Here is a 14,815-nt window from a genome sequence, read left to right as displayed (position 1 = left end):
CTCCACGGACTTGACGACACACGGCAAGAGCACGTCACGCCATCCCGCAGCGCGCGCGGAGGATCTCGGCGCCATCGCCTTCCCGTTCTCCGAGGCTCGCCGTGCGACCGGTCATGACTCCGGTAGTAGTCGGCGACCTTCGTGACCGTCGCGACCGGTCAGTCCCGATGGATGCCCAGCGAACGCCGGCTGTCCTCACTGTGCACGACTGTCTCTCCGAGCATGGCGACGACAGGGAGCGGTGGCTTCGTCGTACTCGGAACGACACGGCGGAAGCGCTCACGCGTCTCACCCGGGGGCTGACCCACCTGCTCGGCCAGCCGCACCGCTACCTGTTTGTCGAAGGCGAACCGGCATCGGATCACACCTGCCAGTCATCGCACGGAATCGAGGCTCGCCGCAGTGAGGTGTGCGAAGTACCTCACGCACCGTCAGCTCGCTGCACAGCGACCGCGTCGCGCACTGCCGTCGGACAGGCATGCGAGATGTGCCGCAAGCGCCGCCCTCTCGGATCGGCGCGCCCGGCGAAGGCGCCGAGTCACAGATCTCTACGCATGCAGATCCTTGGCCAGCGGTCCAGGCCGTGAGCGGTTTCCCGCCGGCGGATCTCCCGAAGACCCGGGCCGATCCCGCTGTCGTCAAGTGTGCGGAATCCGCAGCGCGCGTAGTAGGGCCCGTTCCATGCGACCTCGGCGAATGTGGTGAGGGTGAGGGCGGGTACGTCACTCGCGGCAGCGTGATCCGCCAGATGGTTCAGCAACGAGCGCCCGATGGCGCGCCGTGCCTGATCAGGATGTACCGACACCTGCTCGACGTGGAGGTTCCCGTCGACGTGTTCAGCGATGAGGTACGCCACTGGAACGTCTGCCGCATCGACGGCGACCCAGGCCAGTCCGTTGCTCCGACAGCGGGCCAGTTCACTGACCAGGAGCGGCTCGTCCTCAGCGATCTCTGCCATCCCGACCCCCCGGAAACACTGCCCGGCGGCTCGCTCGATGTCCTGGAGTAGCGGAAGCTCGTCGATGTCCACCGGGCGGATACGCATGGCGCCATTATCGTGCTCGAACCGAGCCGCTGCGTGTGCCCTGTCCCGGATGGGCGCCGGCCCGGCGTTGCACACCGCCCCCACGAGTCTGCAGCGGTCACCGGTTCTCAGCAGACGAGGCCGGCAGCATGACGTTGGCCGAGGCGAAGACGTCGCTCGTCGCTCCATCCGGCGGCGTTGGTCAGAAAGGCGAGGAGGAACCTAACGGCCGCAGCTGTCCCAGGTGCCGACGCCCCGGACGCGGGGCGATAACTGTTGGCACGGCACGAGAAGGTTCAGCACAGTGTGCTCATGAAGATCTCCGGCGCCAGGTTCGTGCCTGGCATTGAACTGTCCCGCATCCTGTACGAGGAGGAAGTCCAGCCGATTCTCCTGGATGCCTTCCCGGGTCTCCGGTATGCCGCTGCTCGGGTGGGAAGCGGATCCGAGGTGCTGGGGTTCGATTCGCCGAGGTCCGCGGACCACGAGTGGGGTCCGCGGCTGGAGATCTTCCTGACGGCCCACGACCGGGTAGAGCGAGGTGACGACATCAGCCGCACCTTGGCTGAGCGGCTGCCGAAGCAGGTCCGGGGGTGGCCGACCCACTTCCGGGAGAGCGACGATCCGCAGGATCCGGTCGGGCGCATGCAGGTGACCGATGGCCCGGTCAATCATCGAGTGAGCCTGTACGACGTGGACGGCTGGACGGCCGGTCAACTTGGCTTTCGGGCTTCGTCTGCGGAGTTGAGCCCTCGCGACTGGTTGGCGATCCCGCAGCAACGGCTGGCGGAGACCACCGCGGGGACGGTCTTCCATGACGATCTCGGTGACCTCACCGAAGTCCGTAGCAGGATGGCCTGGTATCCCGAGCAGGTATGGCGGTACCTGCTGGCCTGCCAGTGGCAGCGCGTCTCACAGGAAGAGGCATTCGTGGGGCGCTGCGCGGAAGTCGGTGACGACATCGGCTCGGCAGTGGTGGCCGCACGTCTGGTACGGAGCTTGATGTCCCTGTGCCTCCTCTTGGAGCGGCAGTACGCTCCTTACACCAAGTGGCTCGGCAGTGCGTTCGGTCGGCTGCCGAGCGCGGAGTCGCTCGGTCCCATGCTTCGTGGTGCGCTGGAGGCAACGGACTATCCGGCCAGGGAAGCGCACCTGTGTGATGCCTACGAGGCCGTGGCTTCCCTGCAGAACGCGTCCGGTCTCATCCAACCGGTGGATCCCGGACGCCGCCCCTACCACGCCCGCCCTTTCCTGGTCCTGCGTGCCGAGCGCTTCGCGCAGGTGCTCGCCCGGTCCGTGACGGACCCGGATCTTCGCGGGCTGCCGCTGGTGGGCAACGTGGACCAGTGGTCGGACAGCACCGACCTGCTCAACCAGCCCCGTGCCGTCCGGGCCGCAGTCCAGGCCTTCGGATGAACGCGGGGAGATCGGACACCGCGGCGGCTCCGGACGGAGCGGGCTCGGCGCGCTCCGCAGACCGACGAGGTCTGCTGCTCGCAGCGTAGCCACGTCACTTCCGCCCGGACGCCTCGTTGCACGGTTGTGAGGGCGGTCGCGGACCGCCCTCATCCGGCCCACGCCCCCTGTGTCGGACACGGCTGCGCAGACCGCGAGCCCTCCGACCCCGCTACGGGACTCGCGCTTGCGCGCGGCCTCGTACCGGATCAGGTCCGGGATCAGGACAGGTTCTTCTGCAGGACGTCCCAGTCGGTGGAGCACATCCCGCAGTCCGGTCCCACGAACTCGGTCCGGGCGGTGGTGTCGCCCTTGAGCTGCCACTTCAGCCAGTTGACGCCGACGCGCCCGAACTCACCACCGTTCGGCTCGGCGTAGGTGCCGTAGTGCCCGACGTCGAGGTTGCCGGAGAAGGCCGGCAACCCTGCGGGGAGCCGGCCCCAGTCATCCGCGGCATTCTCGTAGGCGATGTCGCCCGGGCCGCCGATGAAGTACGCCACCGGTGCGTGGAGGCGGGGCAACTGGGTCCTTTTGTCGAGCCTGCTCATCAGGCCGCTGTTCCACATCACCGTCGTGTCGATACGCGGGTCGTCGGCCACCTCCATGGTCTCCAGCCCGCCGCACGACTGGCCCATGACCGCGATCTCGGATGTGTCGATCCTGCCCCGGAATGCGCTGTCCGGGTCGCTGTTCTCATCGATGGCCCAGTCGACCGCTTCGATGAGCATGTCCGAGGACGTCCGGCCGGAGCCACCGGGTACGCCGTTGGCTATGACGAGGAAACCGTGCGAGGCGAACTCGGTCAGAATGTTCTCGAACCAGGTGCCGTCCGCACGGCAAGCTCCGTTGCCCCAGGCCACGATGGGCAGCTTCTCGTCGGTGGGCAGGGTGTCGGGCCGGTAGACCGTGTGGCCGGGCAGCCCAGCGACGGTTTCGTAGCCGGCGGGGTGGGGCCCCGTCCCACCCCCCGCCTCGACCTCCGTATGTGCTCCCGCCGCCGAGGTCGGAACGAGTAAGGCGATCGTGAGCAGGCCCGCTGCCGCGCCGAACGCACGGCGCATGGAGTGTTTCATCGTGTGCACCTCCTGGATCCGGAATGGTGTCGGTCGAGCACGCTAGGGACGGGACTGTCAGGACGTCACCAGGCAGGCCGGAACACTGGCGAAAGTACCGATCGCCGCGCATGCAGGGAGAACAGACTGCCGCGCCCTCCTCGGGCCGGATGGTCTCCTCCACACAGGTACCTGGAAGGGCGACGCAGTCACCGCGCCACGCGGCCCGCTCGAGTCTCCGGCAGGGCCACCGCCATGTGGGGACATTGATGGCGATCCGCTCCATGGATGACGGGCTCCCCACGGGTCGGCGCGACAGCGCAACTGCTCAGGGGCTGTCCGCCTCCCAGGCCCAGCGCTCGGGGTCGGCTGTCACGGGCCCGTACACGGCGCGTCCACCCGCACCGAATCTCCCGAGCTCCGTGCCGAGCGCGGCACCTGCGGCAAGGCGCTCCGCGGACCAGCCGGTCACATCCAGGAGCAAACCGTCGAGCGGGCCGCCCACCAACTCCACGTAGACGTGCCCTGGCCTGGGGCCCGGGTCGGGGTCGTCGTGGTCGGCACCGTACACACGGCGCCTCATCAGTTCGTCCATGCCCCCAGCATCACAGCCACCACTGACAACCCCCGTCGCGTGCCGGCGCCGCGCTCCTCTCACCTGCGCGTGGGCGGACGCCGCGGACGCGCAGCGTGGGGGCGGTACCGGACGACGCAGACGTTGTGTGGCAGCGTGGAGACACGCCCTCCGGACCGTCCGCTGGTTCACCGTCACCCGAGGGCGCAGCACGAGACAGAGGAGAGAACATGTCGAAGCCGCCCCTTCCTGACGCCGCGATCGCCATGCTGCGCAAGCCCAACCCGGCTGTGATCGCCACCCTTCGCTCGGACGGACAGCCGGTGTCTGCCGCCACCTGGTACCTCTGGGACGACGGCAGGGTCCTCGTCAACATGGACGAGGGCCGCAAGCGCCTCGACCATGTGCGTCGGGACCCCCGGGTCACTCTGACGGTGCTCGACGACGCCGACTGGTACACGCATGTGACCCTTATCGGGCGGGTCGTCGAAGTGAGCGACGACGAAGGACTTGCGGGCATCGACCGGCTGTCCCGGCAGTACCTCGGCCAGCCGTACGCGGACCGTGAGCGCGGGCGTGTCAACGCCTGGATCGAGATCGACCGCTGGCACGGGTGGGGCGGCTTCCGGGACAGCTCCCAGGCGGCGACCTAGGGTCTTTCCCTCCGGTCCTGGGGCAGGCCTCTCCCGCAGTTGCCGTCCGCAGACGCGTGAACGGCGGGGCTTCGGGCCGGCCTGCTCTTCGTCGGCCTCGACCCGACGGCCACCGCTGTCGACACCCACACCGCTGAGACTGCGCCGGCCGACAGCCGGTACTGGGCCGCGGCCCGGCACCGCTCTCCGGCGTGGCGCGTTCCACAAGCAGGGCAAATGGTCAAACTGCGGCTTTTGTTCGCGTTTCGGCGTACGCGTCGGCTGCTCCCCGGGTGACGGTGGACCTCCTCGGAGTTCGCCGTGACGCTCGTGCCGCTCCGGCTTCGCCGGGGAGGAATCGGCCGTCAGGCGCACTGGCTCTACTGAGGAGACTGCATGAACTGGACACTCGAAGTCATCCCGGTCCCCGTCACCGACATGGACCTGGCGAAGGCCTTCTACACGGAGAAGGCGGGATTCAGGCTCGATCTGGACGACGAGGTAGCGCCCGGTATGCGCATCATCCAGTTGACGCCACCGGGCTCGCGTTGTTCGATCGCCATGCTTCAGGGGATGCCCGCGTTCCCCGGGGAGAAGACGATGGCTCCCGGGACGCTGCAGGGCCTCCAGGTCTGCGTGACGGACATCGAGGCCGCGCGTGAGGAGCTGGCGGGCCGGGGTGTGGCAGTTTCCCCGATCCGGCATGTGGGCGCGACGGGCTGGGAGGAGGGCAAGGGCGACACCTGGAACTCGTTCATGTCCTTCGCTGATCCGGACGGCAACGGATGGGTGATCCAGGAGGCACCTTCGGAGCTGTCGGAGCGCTGACACCGGGGGTCGGGGATGGCGGCGGGCCGGTGCCACCCGTCCCGCCGGCACCATCAGGCGTAGGGGTCGAAGGGGATTCCTGCCGGGCGGGCCTTCTCCAGGTGACCGGCGAAGTTGCCGTCCTTGAGGCCGAACACCGCGCTCCCGAAGTCGGCCTGGACCAGCTTGTCCCGCAGGCCGGCCGGGTAGCCGTTCCAGCCGACGAGACCGGGGAACCTCCACTGGTGATAGTGGTTCTCCGGCGGCTCGTCGTTCGCATTCGCGGGGCGGAAACAGTGGGTGCTGACTCCGTCCTTGTGATAGACGATCTTGGGGTGGGTGCCGTCCCACCGGATCCGGTCACTGGCGAAGATGTCGAAGTCACCGTGGGCAGAGGTGGATACGTAGCGGGCTTCGTTGTTCTGGACCCACACCACGACGTGCTCCCAGTCGTGCCGGTGGCCACCCAGACCGCTGCCGGCAACGGCCTGGTCCTTCTCGAAATAGAGCCCGTACATGACCGCGCACCACCCGTTGTTGCACTTGGAGCGGGCGTATCCGTTGGTGTTGTCCAGATCCACGGCGTCACGGCAACTGCCGTTGACCGCGCCGGTGGTCTTGAGGCCGGCGGCGATGGTCCCGTCGGAGCCGATCGCCGGCGTGGGGTAACACCCGTCCGTGTCGTAGTCGTACGCCGGCTGGAAGGCCTGCTCCATTGCGTCCGCGTTCGAGGGCAGCGCGGTCGGCGGGGCGGCGAGCGCGCTGCTCGCCGAGGCTATGACCAGAGCGATGGCACTGGTCACGACGAGGCCGGCTCTGCGGATCGATGCGCTGGTTGTCACTGCGTCCTCCCGGTCGGCGCGTGGCTGTGGGGGCACGCGCGCTACGCCTGACATGCCCATCACATTGACCTCGAACCCTACGAACGCACGGCGTTCGGCGCCGGGATGCCGACATCGACGAAGCGGGAGTGCCGCACGCCGGGCGGGGTCCGCCCTCGGAGACCGGCGGATGTGACGTCAGGTGCAGGGGTAAGCACGCCGCACGCTCCCGACGTACTCAGCGCGGGCGTGCACCCGCGCCCGCGGGAGTTGTCCCGCCGGACGAGCCGGCCTGTGCAGCCTTGCCCGGGCGCAGCGTCCACGGCACGGGATCGGTATTCGTCAGCCAGCCTTCGGTGATCAGTCGGCGGATGACGTGGATCCGCAGCTCCCGTGACATCTTCCCCCAGCCCATCGCCGTGCAGAGCTGCTTGACGGACGGTCCGTGGCCGTGCGCCGCCCGGAACGCCGCCGCGAACTCGGCGGCGGCCGGCCCCTGGCCGGGGTACTTGGCCTCCCAGACGCCGTAGGCCCTGCGCACCTTCTCCTCGAACTGGGCCGGAACCGCCTTGCGCATGAAGGCCTCCGACACCCTGGCCGTGGACAGGGAGCACTCGTGACAGCCCTCGACAGCCTCCACGTGCCGCCGCAGGGCCACGCTCGCTCGCTCCTTCCACTCGTCCCAGCTCAGCTCTTCACCCGCCGGCTCGTCGCGCGTGCCGGGAGGGGGGCCGGACGGGGGACGCACCCCCGACAGGTGCCGTACGGCCTCGGCCAGGAGATACCTGTCGCCGTCCAGCTCCCGCAGGAACCCTTTGGCGAGCAATTCAGGCAGGGCGGCCCGGCACTCGTCGGGCAGGTGGGCGGGCAGCGTGCCGAGGTCGTCGGCCGGTCCGTGGGCAGCCAGAAACAACGCGGCCAGCCGTGCGGCGGTCGAGGTCTTCTTGACCGGCTTGGCGGACAGGGTGCGGAGGGTCCAGCCCGACACCCTCGACCGCATCACCTTGCCGAAGGGCAGCGGGGAGCCCGGCCGGCCGGCGAGTCCTGGCACGGTGACCGCCACAGGCGTGACGAGATCCGGGCCGAGCAGAGCCTCCTGCCCTCGCCAGCCCAGAGCGGCAAACGCGGTGACGGCCCCCTCCGGGTCGGCCAGGCGGAGGGAACGTACGTCCTGACCGGTGATGTTGCCGATCCCGCCCCGCGCCGCCCGGATGGCGACGACGACCGCGAGGAGCCGCGCATCAGCTCCCTCGAGCGGCAGCGAGCCGACGTAGGCCAGGAGCACCCGGGCGGCCTCACCCTGGCATGGCGTCAGCAAGAAGGGGTTCGGCTTCACCGCCGGCGAGGCCGAGGCCTGGGGCGAACTGGGAGAGGAAGGGGACACGCCCCGTACAACGCACGTGGAGCACCTTGGTCACCGTCCGTACTGACGTACGAGCACGGGCGTACGAGCCGACGCGAGCGGTACCAGGGCGGAGTCGGCTTCCGGCGCGGCAGATACGGACCGAGGGTGGTCGCCCCGGACGGAGAGCTTCGCCGGCCGCGTACGGAGAAGTCCGGGCGCCCGAGTACAGGTCACTGCGGCGCCGGAGGACGCCCCGCGTTCGACAACGCGAAGCACGGTTTCACCGGCAACGGCAATACGGGCCCCTCACGTTGAGCGGCAACAGCACCTTCAGCAACAGCGGCACCGGCTTCGACGCCGATACGGCGGGCGCGCCCGGGCAGGCCTCACGGCGAATCTGGCCGTCTCGGACGGGCACCCCGCCTCTCGCGGTGCGGACACCGCGTCCAGCGGCAACTCCTGGGACATCGGCGGCACCTGGAACGACGCCTCGGTCATGAGCACGGACACGGGCGCCGTCACGGCACCGCTCGGGACCGATGGTTCCCTTCCGTCGGCTCCGGCGTTCCTCGTCCCGCGCAACGGCGCCCCCGTCGGGGCACGCCTGTGAGCGATCCGAGGCGTCCCGGCAGTGGGGCCGGCCGCGCCCCGGGGGAACCGGCCCACCCTCCGACGAGCTGGGGCGTCCTGGCGTGACGGCGGCGAAACGACGCTGCCGAAGACCCCGCCACCCCTCTATCGTCGCCGTATGACCGCCCTCGAACGTCTTCGCCCCGACCACGCTCCTGCTCTGCTCTCCTTCGAACGCGAGAACCGCGCGTACTTCGCCGCTTCGGTCCCGGACCGGGGGGACGACTACTTCGCCGGGTTCGACGCCCGGCACGCGGAGTTGCTGGCGGAGCAGGCAGCGGGAATGCACCACTTCCACATCCTGGCGGACGGAGACGGGGCGGTCCTGGGCCGGATCAACCTCGTCGACGTCGCGGGCGGCTCCGCCGAGCTCGGTTACCGGATCGCCGAGCGGGCGGCGGGGCGGGGGCTGGCCACGTCAGGCGTACGCAGGGTGTGTGAACTGGCTTTCGCGGAGTACGGCCTGACCTCCCTCCGAGCCAGGACAACCGTGGACAACGACGGTTCGAGGGCCGTGCTGGCCCGTGCCGGATTCGTGGAGGCCGGTGCGATGACACTGATGGGGAAGCCCGGGCTGCGCTTCACCCGTGACCTGACGGACGTGGGCCGCTGAGCCCTCGCGCCGTCCCGCACGCGCTCATGCGCCGGGAAGAACGCATCGGTGGCGCACCGCGACGCGGTCCGCCACCGATGAGTCCGTTCATGCTGTGATCAGTCTTCGTCGATCTGCTCGTTCGTGACCGTGCCCTTCACCGCGTCCACGTCGAAGGTGGTCTTGTTCCATCCCTTGGAGACCACGTCGATCTTCCAGACCAGGACCTGGCTGTCGTTCTCGTCGAGAGCCATCGAGGTGACCCAGCCCTTCTGCCTGGACAAGGCGACCTTCGCGGCCTGCTGGGGCGTCTGCGTCGCCTTGGTGATCTGGGCTGCCAGCTCCTGCTTGTCCGCAGCGCTCTGACCGGCTTCCGGTGCGAAGTCGATGACGTCGCCGGACACCGCGTCGATGGTCACGTTGTGTGCGGTGCCGTCCTTCTCGACGACCTCCGCGACCCACTTGGGGCTGGCGGAGCTGCCACTCGGGCTCGGGCTGCCGGTCCCGCCCGGGCTCGAGGTGCCCTCGGGACTCGGGCTGGTGCCGCCTGTCGGGCTGCCGGTCGGACTCGGGCTACCGGTCGCGTCGTCGTCATCCTCGTCGTCGAGGCCCTCGAGGTCCAGGTCGGTCAACTTGCCACCGGACACCTCACCGATGGCCGTCGTGGCGGCCTTGTCGAAGGTGACCTTGACGGTCGACAGCAGTTCCTTGCGCTCGGTCTGCTCCTCGGTCAGCTGCGCGGAGGGGCTGCCCGAAACGCTCTCGGAAGGGCTGGTCGTCTGGTTCGGAAGGACCTTCGCAGCCTCAGAGGTGGCCGCGGCGGTTTCGTCACCGCTGTCCTGACCGCAACCGGTCACGAGGGTGGCGGCAAGAGCGGCGGCACACAAGGTGCCGCCGGCGACGCGGAGCCGGCGGGTACGCGGGGAAACGGTCTTGTTTCGACGGGGCTCAAATCTCATGCTGCATGCCTAGCCGCCTCCATGGGCAGTCATGTTGTCCGACCGGTGGGTGTCACCCGATCGACGGCGCCGTCCGCCCATTCGGCGTGTCGTGATTTCCCGTGCCAGGAGACGGCCGGACGGGCGAATGGCGCCGGTTCGAGGGAACCGGCGCCATTCCTGAGAAAGCCTTACGGCGTCAGGCGGTCAGCTGCACCTCGGCAGGCCCTGGCGCCGGACTCAGCGACCCTGCGGCAGGGACGGCTCGCAACTGCGCCGCCGCAACGGCCAGGGCGTCGGGCACGGTCCTGGTTCCGGTGGTGACGCAGAGGGTGTAGGAGACGTCCTCGAGTTGACGGCTGCTCTCGGAAGTACCCAGCCGTGCATGGGTGCTTCGCAGTGTCTCGTAGCGCTTGACGAGATTCCGCAGCGTTGCGGGATTAGCCATCAGCACGGCAGTTCCTCTCCACAGGGCGGCCGGGAGCCCGTGGGTCCCGCGCCGACGAAGTCCGATCGCGCCGGCGATTCCGCCTGGCGTCACGGCCGGCCGTGCGAGGCTGACAGCACGTGTCCGGTCCCTTGCAGATGATGGTCGCCCCGCCTCACCCATTCCGCATCCGCAACCACGGAAGGTCACTCGACCGTCTTCCCTAAGCGTCTCGCGCTCCGGTGCGAAACAATGGAAACGACGGGCGAGCGGCTGCTGCCGGCCCGGTCAGGAGGTGGGTCATGGATTACCCGGAGAGTTACGAGCTCATATTCCAGGCGAGCGGCGCGGAGGACGACGTGGTGATCGTCCGTCTCACGGCGCGTTCCGGTGCGGGCGGTTACCCGGTGTACGAGGACGAGACCGGAATCGTGCGCGCCGAGATCAGCGAGCGCGGTGAGGTGCGCATGCACGCGAGCGGTGGTCATCAGGTTCTGGGAGCACCGCTGCTGGCCAGGCCGCTCAGCCGCTCGCGGCCGGCCGCCCACGGCGCCGACTGAGAAGCCGCGGACCGTCGCATCTGCCGCGCCGAAGTCCGCTCATGCCCACTCCTCGCCCGAATGTGTTTACTTTCCTGAGATGTGACCGTAGTCTGCCGATGAAACCACAGACTCGGGCATGAAACGGATACGTAACCACATGTACGCACCGGAGCGGCAGCAGGAGATTCTGCGCATCGCCGGCGAGAGCGGACGCGTCGATGTGCTGTCCCTGGCCGAACAGTTCCAGGTGACCGCGGAGACGGTCCGTCGTGACCTCAAGGCCCTCGACCGTGCGGGGCTCCTGCGCAGGGTGCACGGCGGTGCGATCCCGGCCGGGCGGCTCGGCTTCGAGCCGGATCTCGCCGAACGCGACACCGTGGCGGCCGACGAGAAGGACCGCATCGCCGCCGCGGCCCTGGGCGAACTCCAGGCCGAGGGCAACATCATCATCGACGCCGGGACGACGACGGTCAGGCTGGCGGCCGTCATCCCGATCGAGTCGCGCCTCACCGTGGTGACCCATGCCCTGCCCGTCGCCGCACGCCTCTCGGATCATCCGGGAATCGCACTGCATCTGGTCGGCGGCAGGGTTCGGCACCGCACACGCGCGGCCGTCGACGCCTGGGCGCTGAGTGCGTACGCCGAGATCAACGCGGATGTCGCCTTCATCGCCACGAACGGGTTCTCGCCCGAGGGCGGCCTGACCACCCCGGACCTGGCCGAGGCCGCGGTGAAGCGAGCCGTGATCGCGGCGGCCCGCAGGGTGGTTCTCCTCGCCGACTCGGGCAAGTCAGGTCAGGCGCACTTCGCGCGCTTCGGTGATCTCTCCCATGTCGACCTGCTGATCACCGATACGGGGCTGAGCCCCGAGGACGCCCGGGCCATCGAGAGCCAGGGCACGGAAGTGGTACGCGCATGATCCTGACCGTCACTCCCAACCCGAGCCTGGACCGCACGTACGAACTTCCGGGGCTCACCCGTGGCGCCGTTCTGCGGGCCACCACCGACCGTGTCGATCCCGGCGGCAAGGGCGTCAACGTCTCCCGTGCGGTCGCCGCCGCCGGGCACCGCACCGTGGCCGTCGCACCGTTGGGCGGGCCCGAGGGCGCACTGCTGGCCCGGCTGCTCGGAGAACACGGCATCGAGGCCGCCGGGGTACAGATCGCCGGCAGCACCCGTGTCAACATCACTCTCGTCGAACCCGACGGCACGCTCACCAAGGTCAACGCGGCGGGGCCCGAGATCACCCCCGCCGAGGCGGAACGCCTGCTGGACACCGTCCGGGCCCGTTCGGCGGGCGCGGACTGGATCGCCTGCTGCGGGAGCCTGCCGCGCGGACTGCCACCGCGGTGGTACGCCGAACTGGTCGCCCGCAGTCACCGTGCCGGCGTCCGGATCGCTCTCGACACCTCGGGCGCCGCGCTCGTCGCCGCGCTGCGTGAGCGGCCGGACGTGATCAAGCCGAACGTCCAGGAGCTCGCCGAAGCCGTGGGCCGTCCGCTCGCGACGGTCGGCGACGCGCTCAAGGCGGCACACGAGCTCTGCGAGCTCGGGGCGCGGTCCGTGCTCGCCAGCCTCGGTGCCGTCGGACAGTTGCTCGTGGAACAGTCCGGAGCCCACTTCGCCGCTGCGCGGGTGGACACCGTGCGGAGCGACGTCGGCGCCGGAGACGCCTCGCTCGCGGGGTTCCTGTCCGCCGGGGGCACGGGCCGGGCCGCGTTGTCGGCCGCTGTGGCGCACGGAGCCGCTGCCGTGCAGCTGCCCGGCAGCGCCATGCCGACACCCTCCGACCTCGATCCGTCCTCGGTGGTCACCACCGAGGACATCCCCGTGGACCTGACTCTGACGGAGCAGGCCCCATGACCGCCGCATTCCCGTCCAGCCCTACGACGCCCCCGTCCCCCCGCGCCGTCCTCCGGGCGGTACGCGAGCAAGGAGCCCCGCGATGAGTGAGCTGATCACCGCGGAACTGGTCGATCTCGATCTGTCCGCCGAGACGAAGAGCGCGGCCGCCCGTTCACTGGCCGGACGGATGGTGGCGGCGGGCCGCGTCACCGACCTCGACGGCTTTCTCGCCGATGTGGCGGCCCGCGAGGCGCAGATGCCGACCGGCCTGGACGGCGGCATCGGAATTCCGCACTGCCGGAGCGAGCATGTCGCCGCGCCGACGCTGGCCTTCGGCCGCAGCGCGCGGGGCATCGACTTCGGTGCTGCGGACGGGCCCGCGGACCTCGTGTTCCTGATAGCCGCGCCCGCGGGCGCGGACGACGACCACCTCACGATTCTGTCGAGCCTGGCGCGGCGGCTCATGGACCCCGGGTTCACCGGCGCGCTGCGGGCGGAGGGCGACCCCGCCGCGGCGGCGGCCCGGATCCGCGGCGAGGAGGCTCCCGCGGCGGCTCCGGACCCGGAGGAGGCTGAGGTGGCTCCCGCGGACACGGAGAGCGAGAAGGTGCAGCCGTTCCGCATCGTCGCCGTCACGTCCTGTCCGACCGGTATCGCGCACACCTACATGGCCGCCGAGTCGCTGGAGGCGGCCGCACGCGCCGAGGGAGTCGTGCTGAACGTCGAGACACAGGGCTCGGCCGGGTTCGAACGACTGGATCCCTCAGTGATCGCCGCCGCGGACGCGGTCATCTGGGCCCACGACGTCGATGTGCGGGAGAAGGGCCGGTTCGGCGGCAAGCCGGTGGTCGACACCGGCGTGAAGGCCGGGATCAACCGGCCCGCCGAACTCATCGCCGAGGCCCGGCGCAAGGCCGAGCGGGGAGAGATCAGCAGGGTCTCCGACGAGCGCCGGGAACCAGATCCCCGTACGCGCGGTTCAGCGGGGGCCTCCGGGCACTTCGGTGTCCGGCTCCGGACCTATCTGATGTCCGGTGTCAGCTACATGGTGCCGTTCGTGGCGGCCGGCGGACTCCTCATCGCCCTGTCGTTCGCCATCGGCGGCTACGAGATCGCGAGCGCGAAGTCGGTGGCCGACCACTTCGTCTGGGGCGAGGCGGCCAGCTGGGCCGCCCTGCTCAACCAGATCGGCTCCGCCGCTTTCGGCTTCCTGGTTCCCGTGCTGGCGGGGTACATCGCCTACGGGATGGCGGACCGGCCGGCGCTCGTACCCGGATTCGTGGGCGGCGCCATCGCACTCACCATCGACGCGGGGTTCCTCGGCGGCCTGGTCGCGGGTCTGCTGGCCGGAGCGGCGGTGATGGCGATCCAGCGGTTGAAGGTCCATCCCACGCTGCGCGGCATCATGCCCGTCCTGGTGATACCCCTGCTCGCGTCGATCGCCGTCGGCTTCCTGATGTTCATCGTGGTCGGCAAGCCGATCGCCTCCCTCCAGAACGCCCTCACGGACTGGCTGAACGGGCTGTCGGGCTCCAACGCGGTGATCCTCGGCGTCGTCCTCGGCCTGATGATGTGCTTCGACATGGGTGGCCCGCTGAACAAGGTCGCGTACGCTTTCGCGGTCGGCGGCCTGGCCGACCCGACGCCCGGGAGTCTCAAGGTCATGGCCGCGGTGATGGCGGCCGGAATGGTTCCTCCTCTGGCGATGGCACTCGCCACGACCGTACGCCGCAGGCTGTTCACCCGTACCGAGCGGGAGAACGGCAGGGCTGCGTGGGTGCTGGGCGCCTCGTTCATCACCGAGGGCGCGATCCCCTTCGCTGCGGCGGATCCCCTGCGGGTGATCCCGTCCGTGATGGCCGGCGGCGCGGTCACGGGAGCGCTGTCCATGGCGTTCGGCTGTACGCTCCGCGCCCCGCACGGTGGTGTGTTCGTCGTCCCGCTCATCGGCGAGCCGTTCCTCTACCTGCTGGCGATCGCCACCGGCACCGTGGTCTCCACCGCTCTGGTCGTCGCCCTCAAGGGCATGCGGGGCAAGCCGGACAAGGCCGCGCCGGCCGATGACGAGGCCGAAGTCCCGGTGGCTGCCTGACACCCGCGGATCCCGGACCCCTGATCCCCCTGATCCCCT

General features: G+C 69.7%; 15 protein-coding genes and 1 pseudogene. 8 read left to right on the top strand and 8 right to left on the bottom strand.

Annotation, left to right across the window (positions count from 1 at the left end):
* Positions 1-34: 34 nt before the first annotated feature.
* Both OO67_RS40210 and OO67_RS30320 read right to left on the bottom strand, forming a co-directional pair.
* Positions 35-542, bottom strand: a pseudogene (locus OO67_RS40210) (maleylpyruvate isomerase family mycothiol-dependent enzyme).
* Positions 539-1,045, bottom strand: a complete 507-nt coding sequence (locus tag OO67_RS30320) for a GNAT family N-acetyltransferase (RefSeq protein ID WP_033304946.1) — start codon at positions 1,043-1,045, stop codon at positions 539-541. Before OO67_RS30320 ends, OO67_RS40210 begins: the two are co-directional and overlap by 4 nt.
* 291 nt (positions 1,046-1,336) lie before the next feature.
* On the opposite strand from OO67_RS30320, the gene OO67_RS30315 reads away from it, so the two are divergent.
* A complete protein-coding gene (locus OO67_RS30315) occupies positions 1,337-2,440 on the top strand; it encodes a DUF4037 domain-containing protein (protein ID WP_033305030.1) in 1,104 nt (367 codons plus the stop codon).
* Positions 2,441-2,700: 260 nt separating this feature from the next.
* Here OO67_RS30315 and OO67_RS30310 read toward each other — a convergent pair whose 3' ends face one another.
* The gene (locus OO67_RS30310) at positions 2,701-3,552 is read right to left on the bottom strand and encodes a poly(ethylene terephthalate) hydrolase family protein (protein WP_033304945.1); all 852 of its coding nucleotides are present in this window, start codon (positions 3,550-3,552) and stop codon (positions 2,701-2,703) included.
* Between the two features lie 307 nt (positions 3,553-3,859).
* A complete protein-coding gene (locus tag OO67_RS30305) occupies positions 3,860-4,126 on the bottom strand; it encodes a hypothetical protein (RefSeq protein WP_033304944.1) in 267 nt (88 codons plus the stop codon).
* 209 nt (positions 4,127-4,335) lie between these two features.
* Between OO67_RS30305 and OO67_RS30300 the strand changes: the two genes are divergently transcribed.
* Both OO67_RS30300 and OO67_RS30295 read left to right on the top strand, forming a co-directional pair.
* Positions 4,336-4,758, top strand: coding sequence for a PPOX class F420-dependent oxidoreductase (locus OO67_RS30300; RefSeq protein WP_033304943.1), 423 nt, complete (start codon positions 4,336-4,338; stop codon positions 4,756-4,758).
* A 375-nt stretch (positions 4,759-5,133) separates the two neighbouring features.
* Positions 5,134-5,565 carry a VOC family protein gene (locus OO67_RS30295; protein ID WP_033304942.1) on the top strand — a complete coding sequence of 144 codons (432 nt, stop codon included), beginning with the start codon at positions 5,134-5,136 and terminating at the stop codon, positions 5,563-5,565.
* A 53-nt stretch (positions 5,566-5,618) separates the two neighbouring features.
* Here OO67_RS30295 and OO67_RS30290 read toward each other — a convergent pair whose 3' ends face one another.
* Together OO67_RS30290 and OO67_RS30285 are read right to left on the bottom strand one after the other, a co-directional pair.
* Entirely contained in the window at positions 5,619-6,386 is a 768-nt protein-coding gene (locus OO67_RS30290; RefSeq protein WP_033304941.1) for an NPP1 family protein, read from the bottom strand.
* A 217-nt stretch (positions 6,387-6,603) separates the two neighbouring features.
* Positions 6,604-7,701: a hypothetical protein gene (locus OO67_RS30285; protein WP_051710005.1), complete on the bottom strand. Its 1,098-nt coding sequence runs from the start codon at positions 7,699-7,701 to the stop codon at positions 6,604-6,606.
* A gap of 757 nt (positions 7,702-8,458) precedes the next feature.
* On the opposite strand from OO67_RS30285, the gene OO67_RS30280 reads away from it, so the two are divergent.
* Entirely contained in the window at positions 8,459-8,953 is a 495-nt protein-coding gene (locus OO67_RS30280) for a GNAT family N-acetyltransferase (RefSeq protein ID WP_033304939.1), read from the top strand.
* A gap of 98 nt (positions 8,954-9,051) precedes the next feature.
* Here OO67_RS30280 and OO67_RS30275 read toward each other — a convergent pair whose 3' ends face one another.
* Together OO67_RS30275 and OO67_RS37300 are read right to left on the bottom strand one after the other, a co-directional pair.
* Positions 9,052-9,891: a PepSY domain-containing protein gene (locus OO67_RS30275; RefSeq protein WP_033304938.1), complete on the bottom strand. Its 840-nt coding sequence runs from the start codon at positions 9,889-9,891 to the stop codon at positions 9,052-9,054.
* Between the two features lie 178 nt (positions 9,892-10,069).
* Positions 10,070-10,324 carry a DUF5133 domain-containing protein gene (locus tag OO67_RS37300; RefSeq protein ID WP_078598358.1) on the bottom strand — a complete coding sequence of 85 codons (255 nt, stop codon included), beginning with the start codon at positions 10,322-10,324 and terminating at the stop codon, positions 10,070-10,072.
* A 275-nt stretch (positions 10,325-10,599) separates the two neighbouring features.
* Between OO67_RS37300 and OO67_RS30270 the strand changes: the two genes are divergently transcribed.
* From OO67_RS30270 to OO67_RS30255, 4 genes are all read left to right on the top strand, one after another.
* Positions 10,600-10,857, top strand: a complete 258-nt coding sequence (locus OO67_RS30270) for a DUF6296 family protein (protein WP_033304937.1) — start codon at positions 10,600-10,602, stop codon at positions 10,855-10,857.
* A gap of 139 nt (positions 10,858-10,996) precedes the next feature.
* Positions 10,997-11,758, top strand: a complete 762-nt coding sequence (locus OO67_RS30265; RefSeq protein ID WP_033304936.1) for a DeoR/GlpR family DNA-binding transcription regulator — start codon at positions 10,997-10,999, stop codon at positions 11,756-11,758.
* Positions 11,755-12,702: a 1-phosphofructokinase gene (gene pfkB, locus OO67_RS30260; protein ID WP_033304935.1), complete on the top strand. Its 948-nt coding sequence runs from the start codon at positions 11,755-11,757 to the stop codon at positions 12,700-12,702. The genes OO67_RS30265 and pfkB overlap by 4 nt, the downstream gene beginning before the upstream one ends.
* Before the next feature lie 82 nt (positions 12,703-12,784).
* Positions 12,785-14,776, top strand: a complete 1,992-nt coding sequence (locus tag OO67_RS30255; protein ID WP_033304934.1) for a PTS fructose transporter subunit IIABC — start codon at positions 12,785-12,787, stop codon at positions 14,774-14,776.
* The last annotated feature ends 39 nt before the right edge of the window (positions 14,777-14,815 follow it).

The sequence above is a fragment of the Streptomyces atroolivaceus genome, from assembly GCF_000717025.1.
GTDB lineage: Bacteria > Actinomycetota > Actinomycetes > Streptomycetales > Streptomycetaceae > Streptomyces > Streptomyces atroolivaceus.
The sequence above is the reverse complement of the archived record's forward strand: the minus strand, read 5'-3'. Positions and strand labels throughout refer to the sequence as shown.

Coding starts and splice junctions, on each gene's coding strand:
- OO67_RS30320 (WP_033304946.1), bottom strand. CDS start 1,045: ATGCGTATCCGCCCGGTGGACATCGACGAGCTTCCGCTACTCCAGGAC.
- OO67_RS30315 (WP_033305030.1), top strand. CDS start 1,337: ATGAAGATCTCCGGCGCCAGGTTCGTGCCTGGCATTGAACTGTCCCGC.
- OO67_RS30310 (WP_033304945.1), bottom strand. CDS start 3,552: ATGAAACACTCCATGCGCCGTGCGTTCGGCGCGGCAGCGGGCCTGCTC.
- OO67_RS30305 (WP_033304944.1), bottom strand. CDS start 4,126: ATGGACGAACTGATGAGGCGCCGTGTGTACGGTGCCGACCACGACGAC.
- OO67_RS30300 (WP_033304943.1), top strand. CDS start 4,336: ATGTCGAAGCCGCCCCTTCCTGACGCCGCGATCGCCATGCTGCGCAAG.
- OO67_RS30295 (WP_033304942.1), top strand. CDS start 5,134: ATGAACTGGACACTCGAAGTCATCCCGGTCCCCGTCACCGACATGGAC.
- OO67_RS30280 (WP_033304939.1), top strand. CDS start 8,459: ATGACCGCCCTCGAACGTCTTCGCCCCGACCACGCTCCTGCTCTGCTC.
- OO67_RS30275 (WP_033304938.1), bottom strand. CDS start 9,891: ATGAGATTTGAGCCCCGTCGAAACAAGACCGTTTCCCCGCGTACCCGC.
- OO67_RS30270 (WP_033304937.1), top strand. CDS start 10,600: ATGGATTACCCGGAGAGTTACGAGCTCATATTCCAGGCGAGCGGCGCG.
- OO67_RS30265 (WP_033304936.1), top strand. CDS start 10,997: ATGTACGCACCGGAGCGGCAGCAGGAGATTCTGCGCATCGCCGGCGAG.
- pfkB (WP_033304935.1), top strand. CDS start 11,755: ATGATCCTGACCGTCACTCCCAACCCGAGCCTGGACCGCACGTACGAA.
- OO67_RS30255 (WP_033304934.1), top strand. CDS start 12,785: ATGAGTGAGCTGATCACCGCGGAACTGGTCGATCTCGATCTGTCCGCC.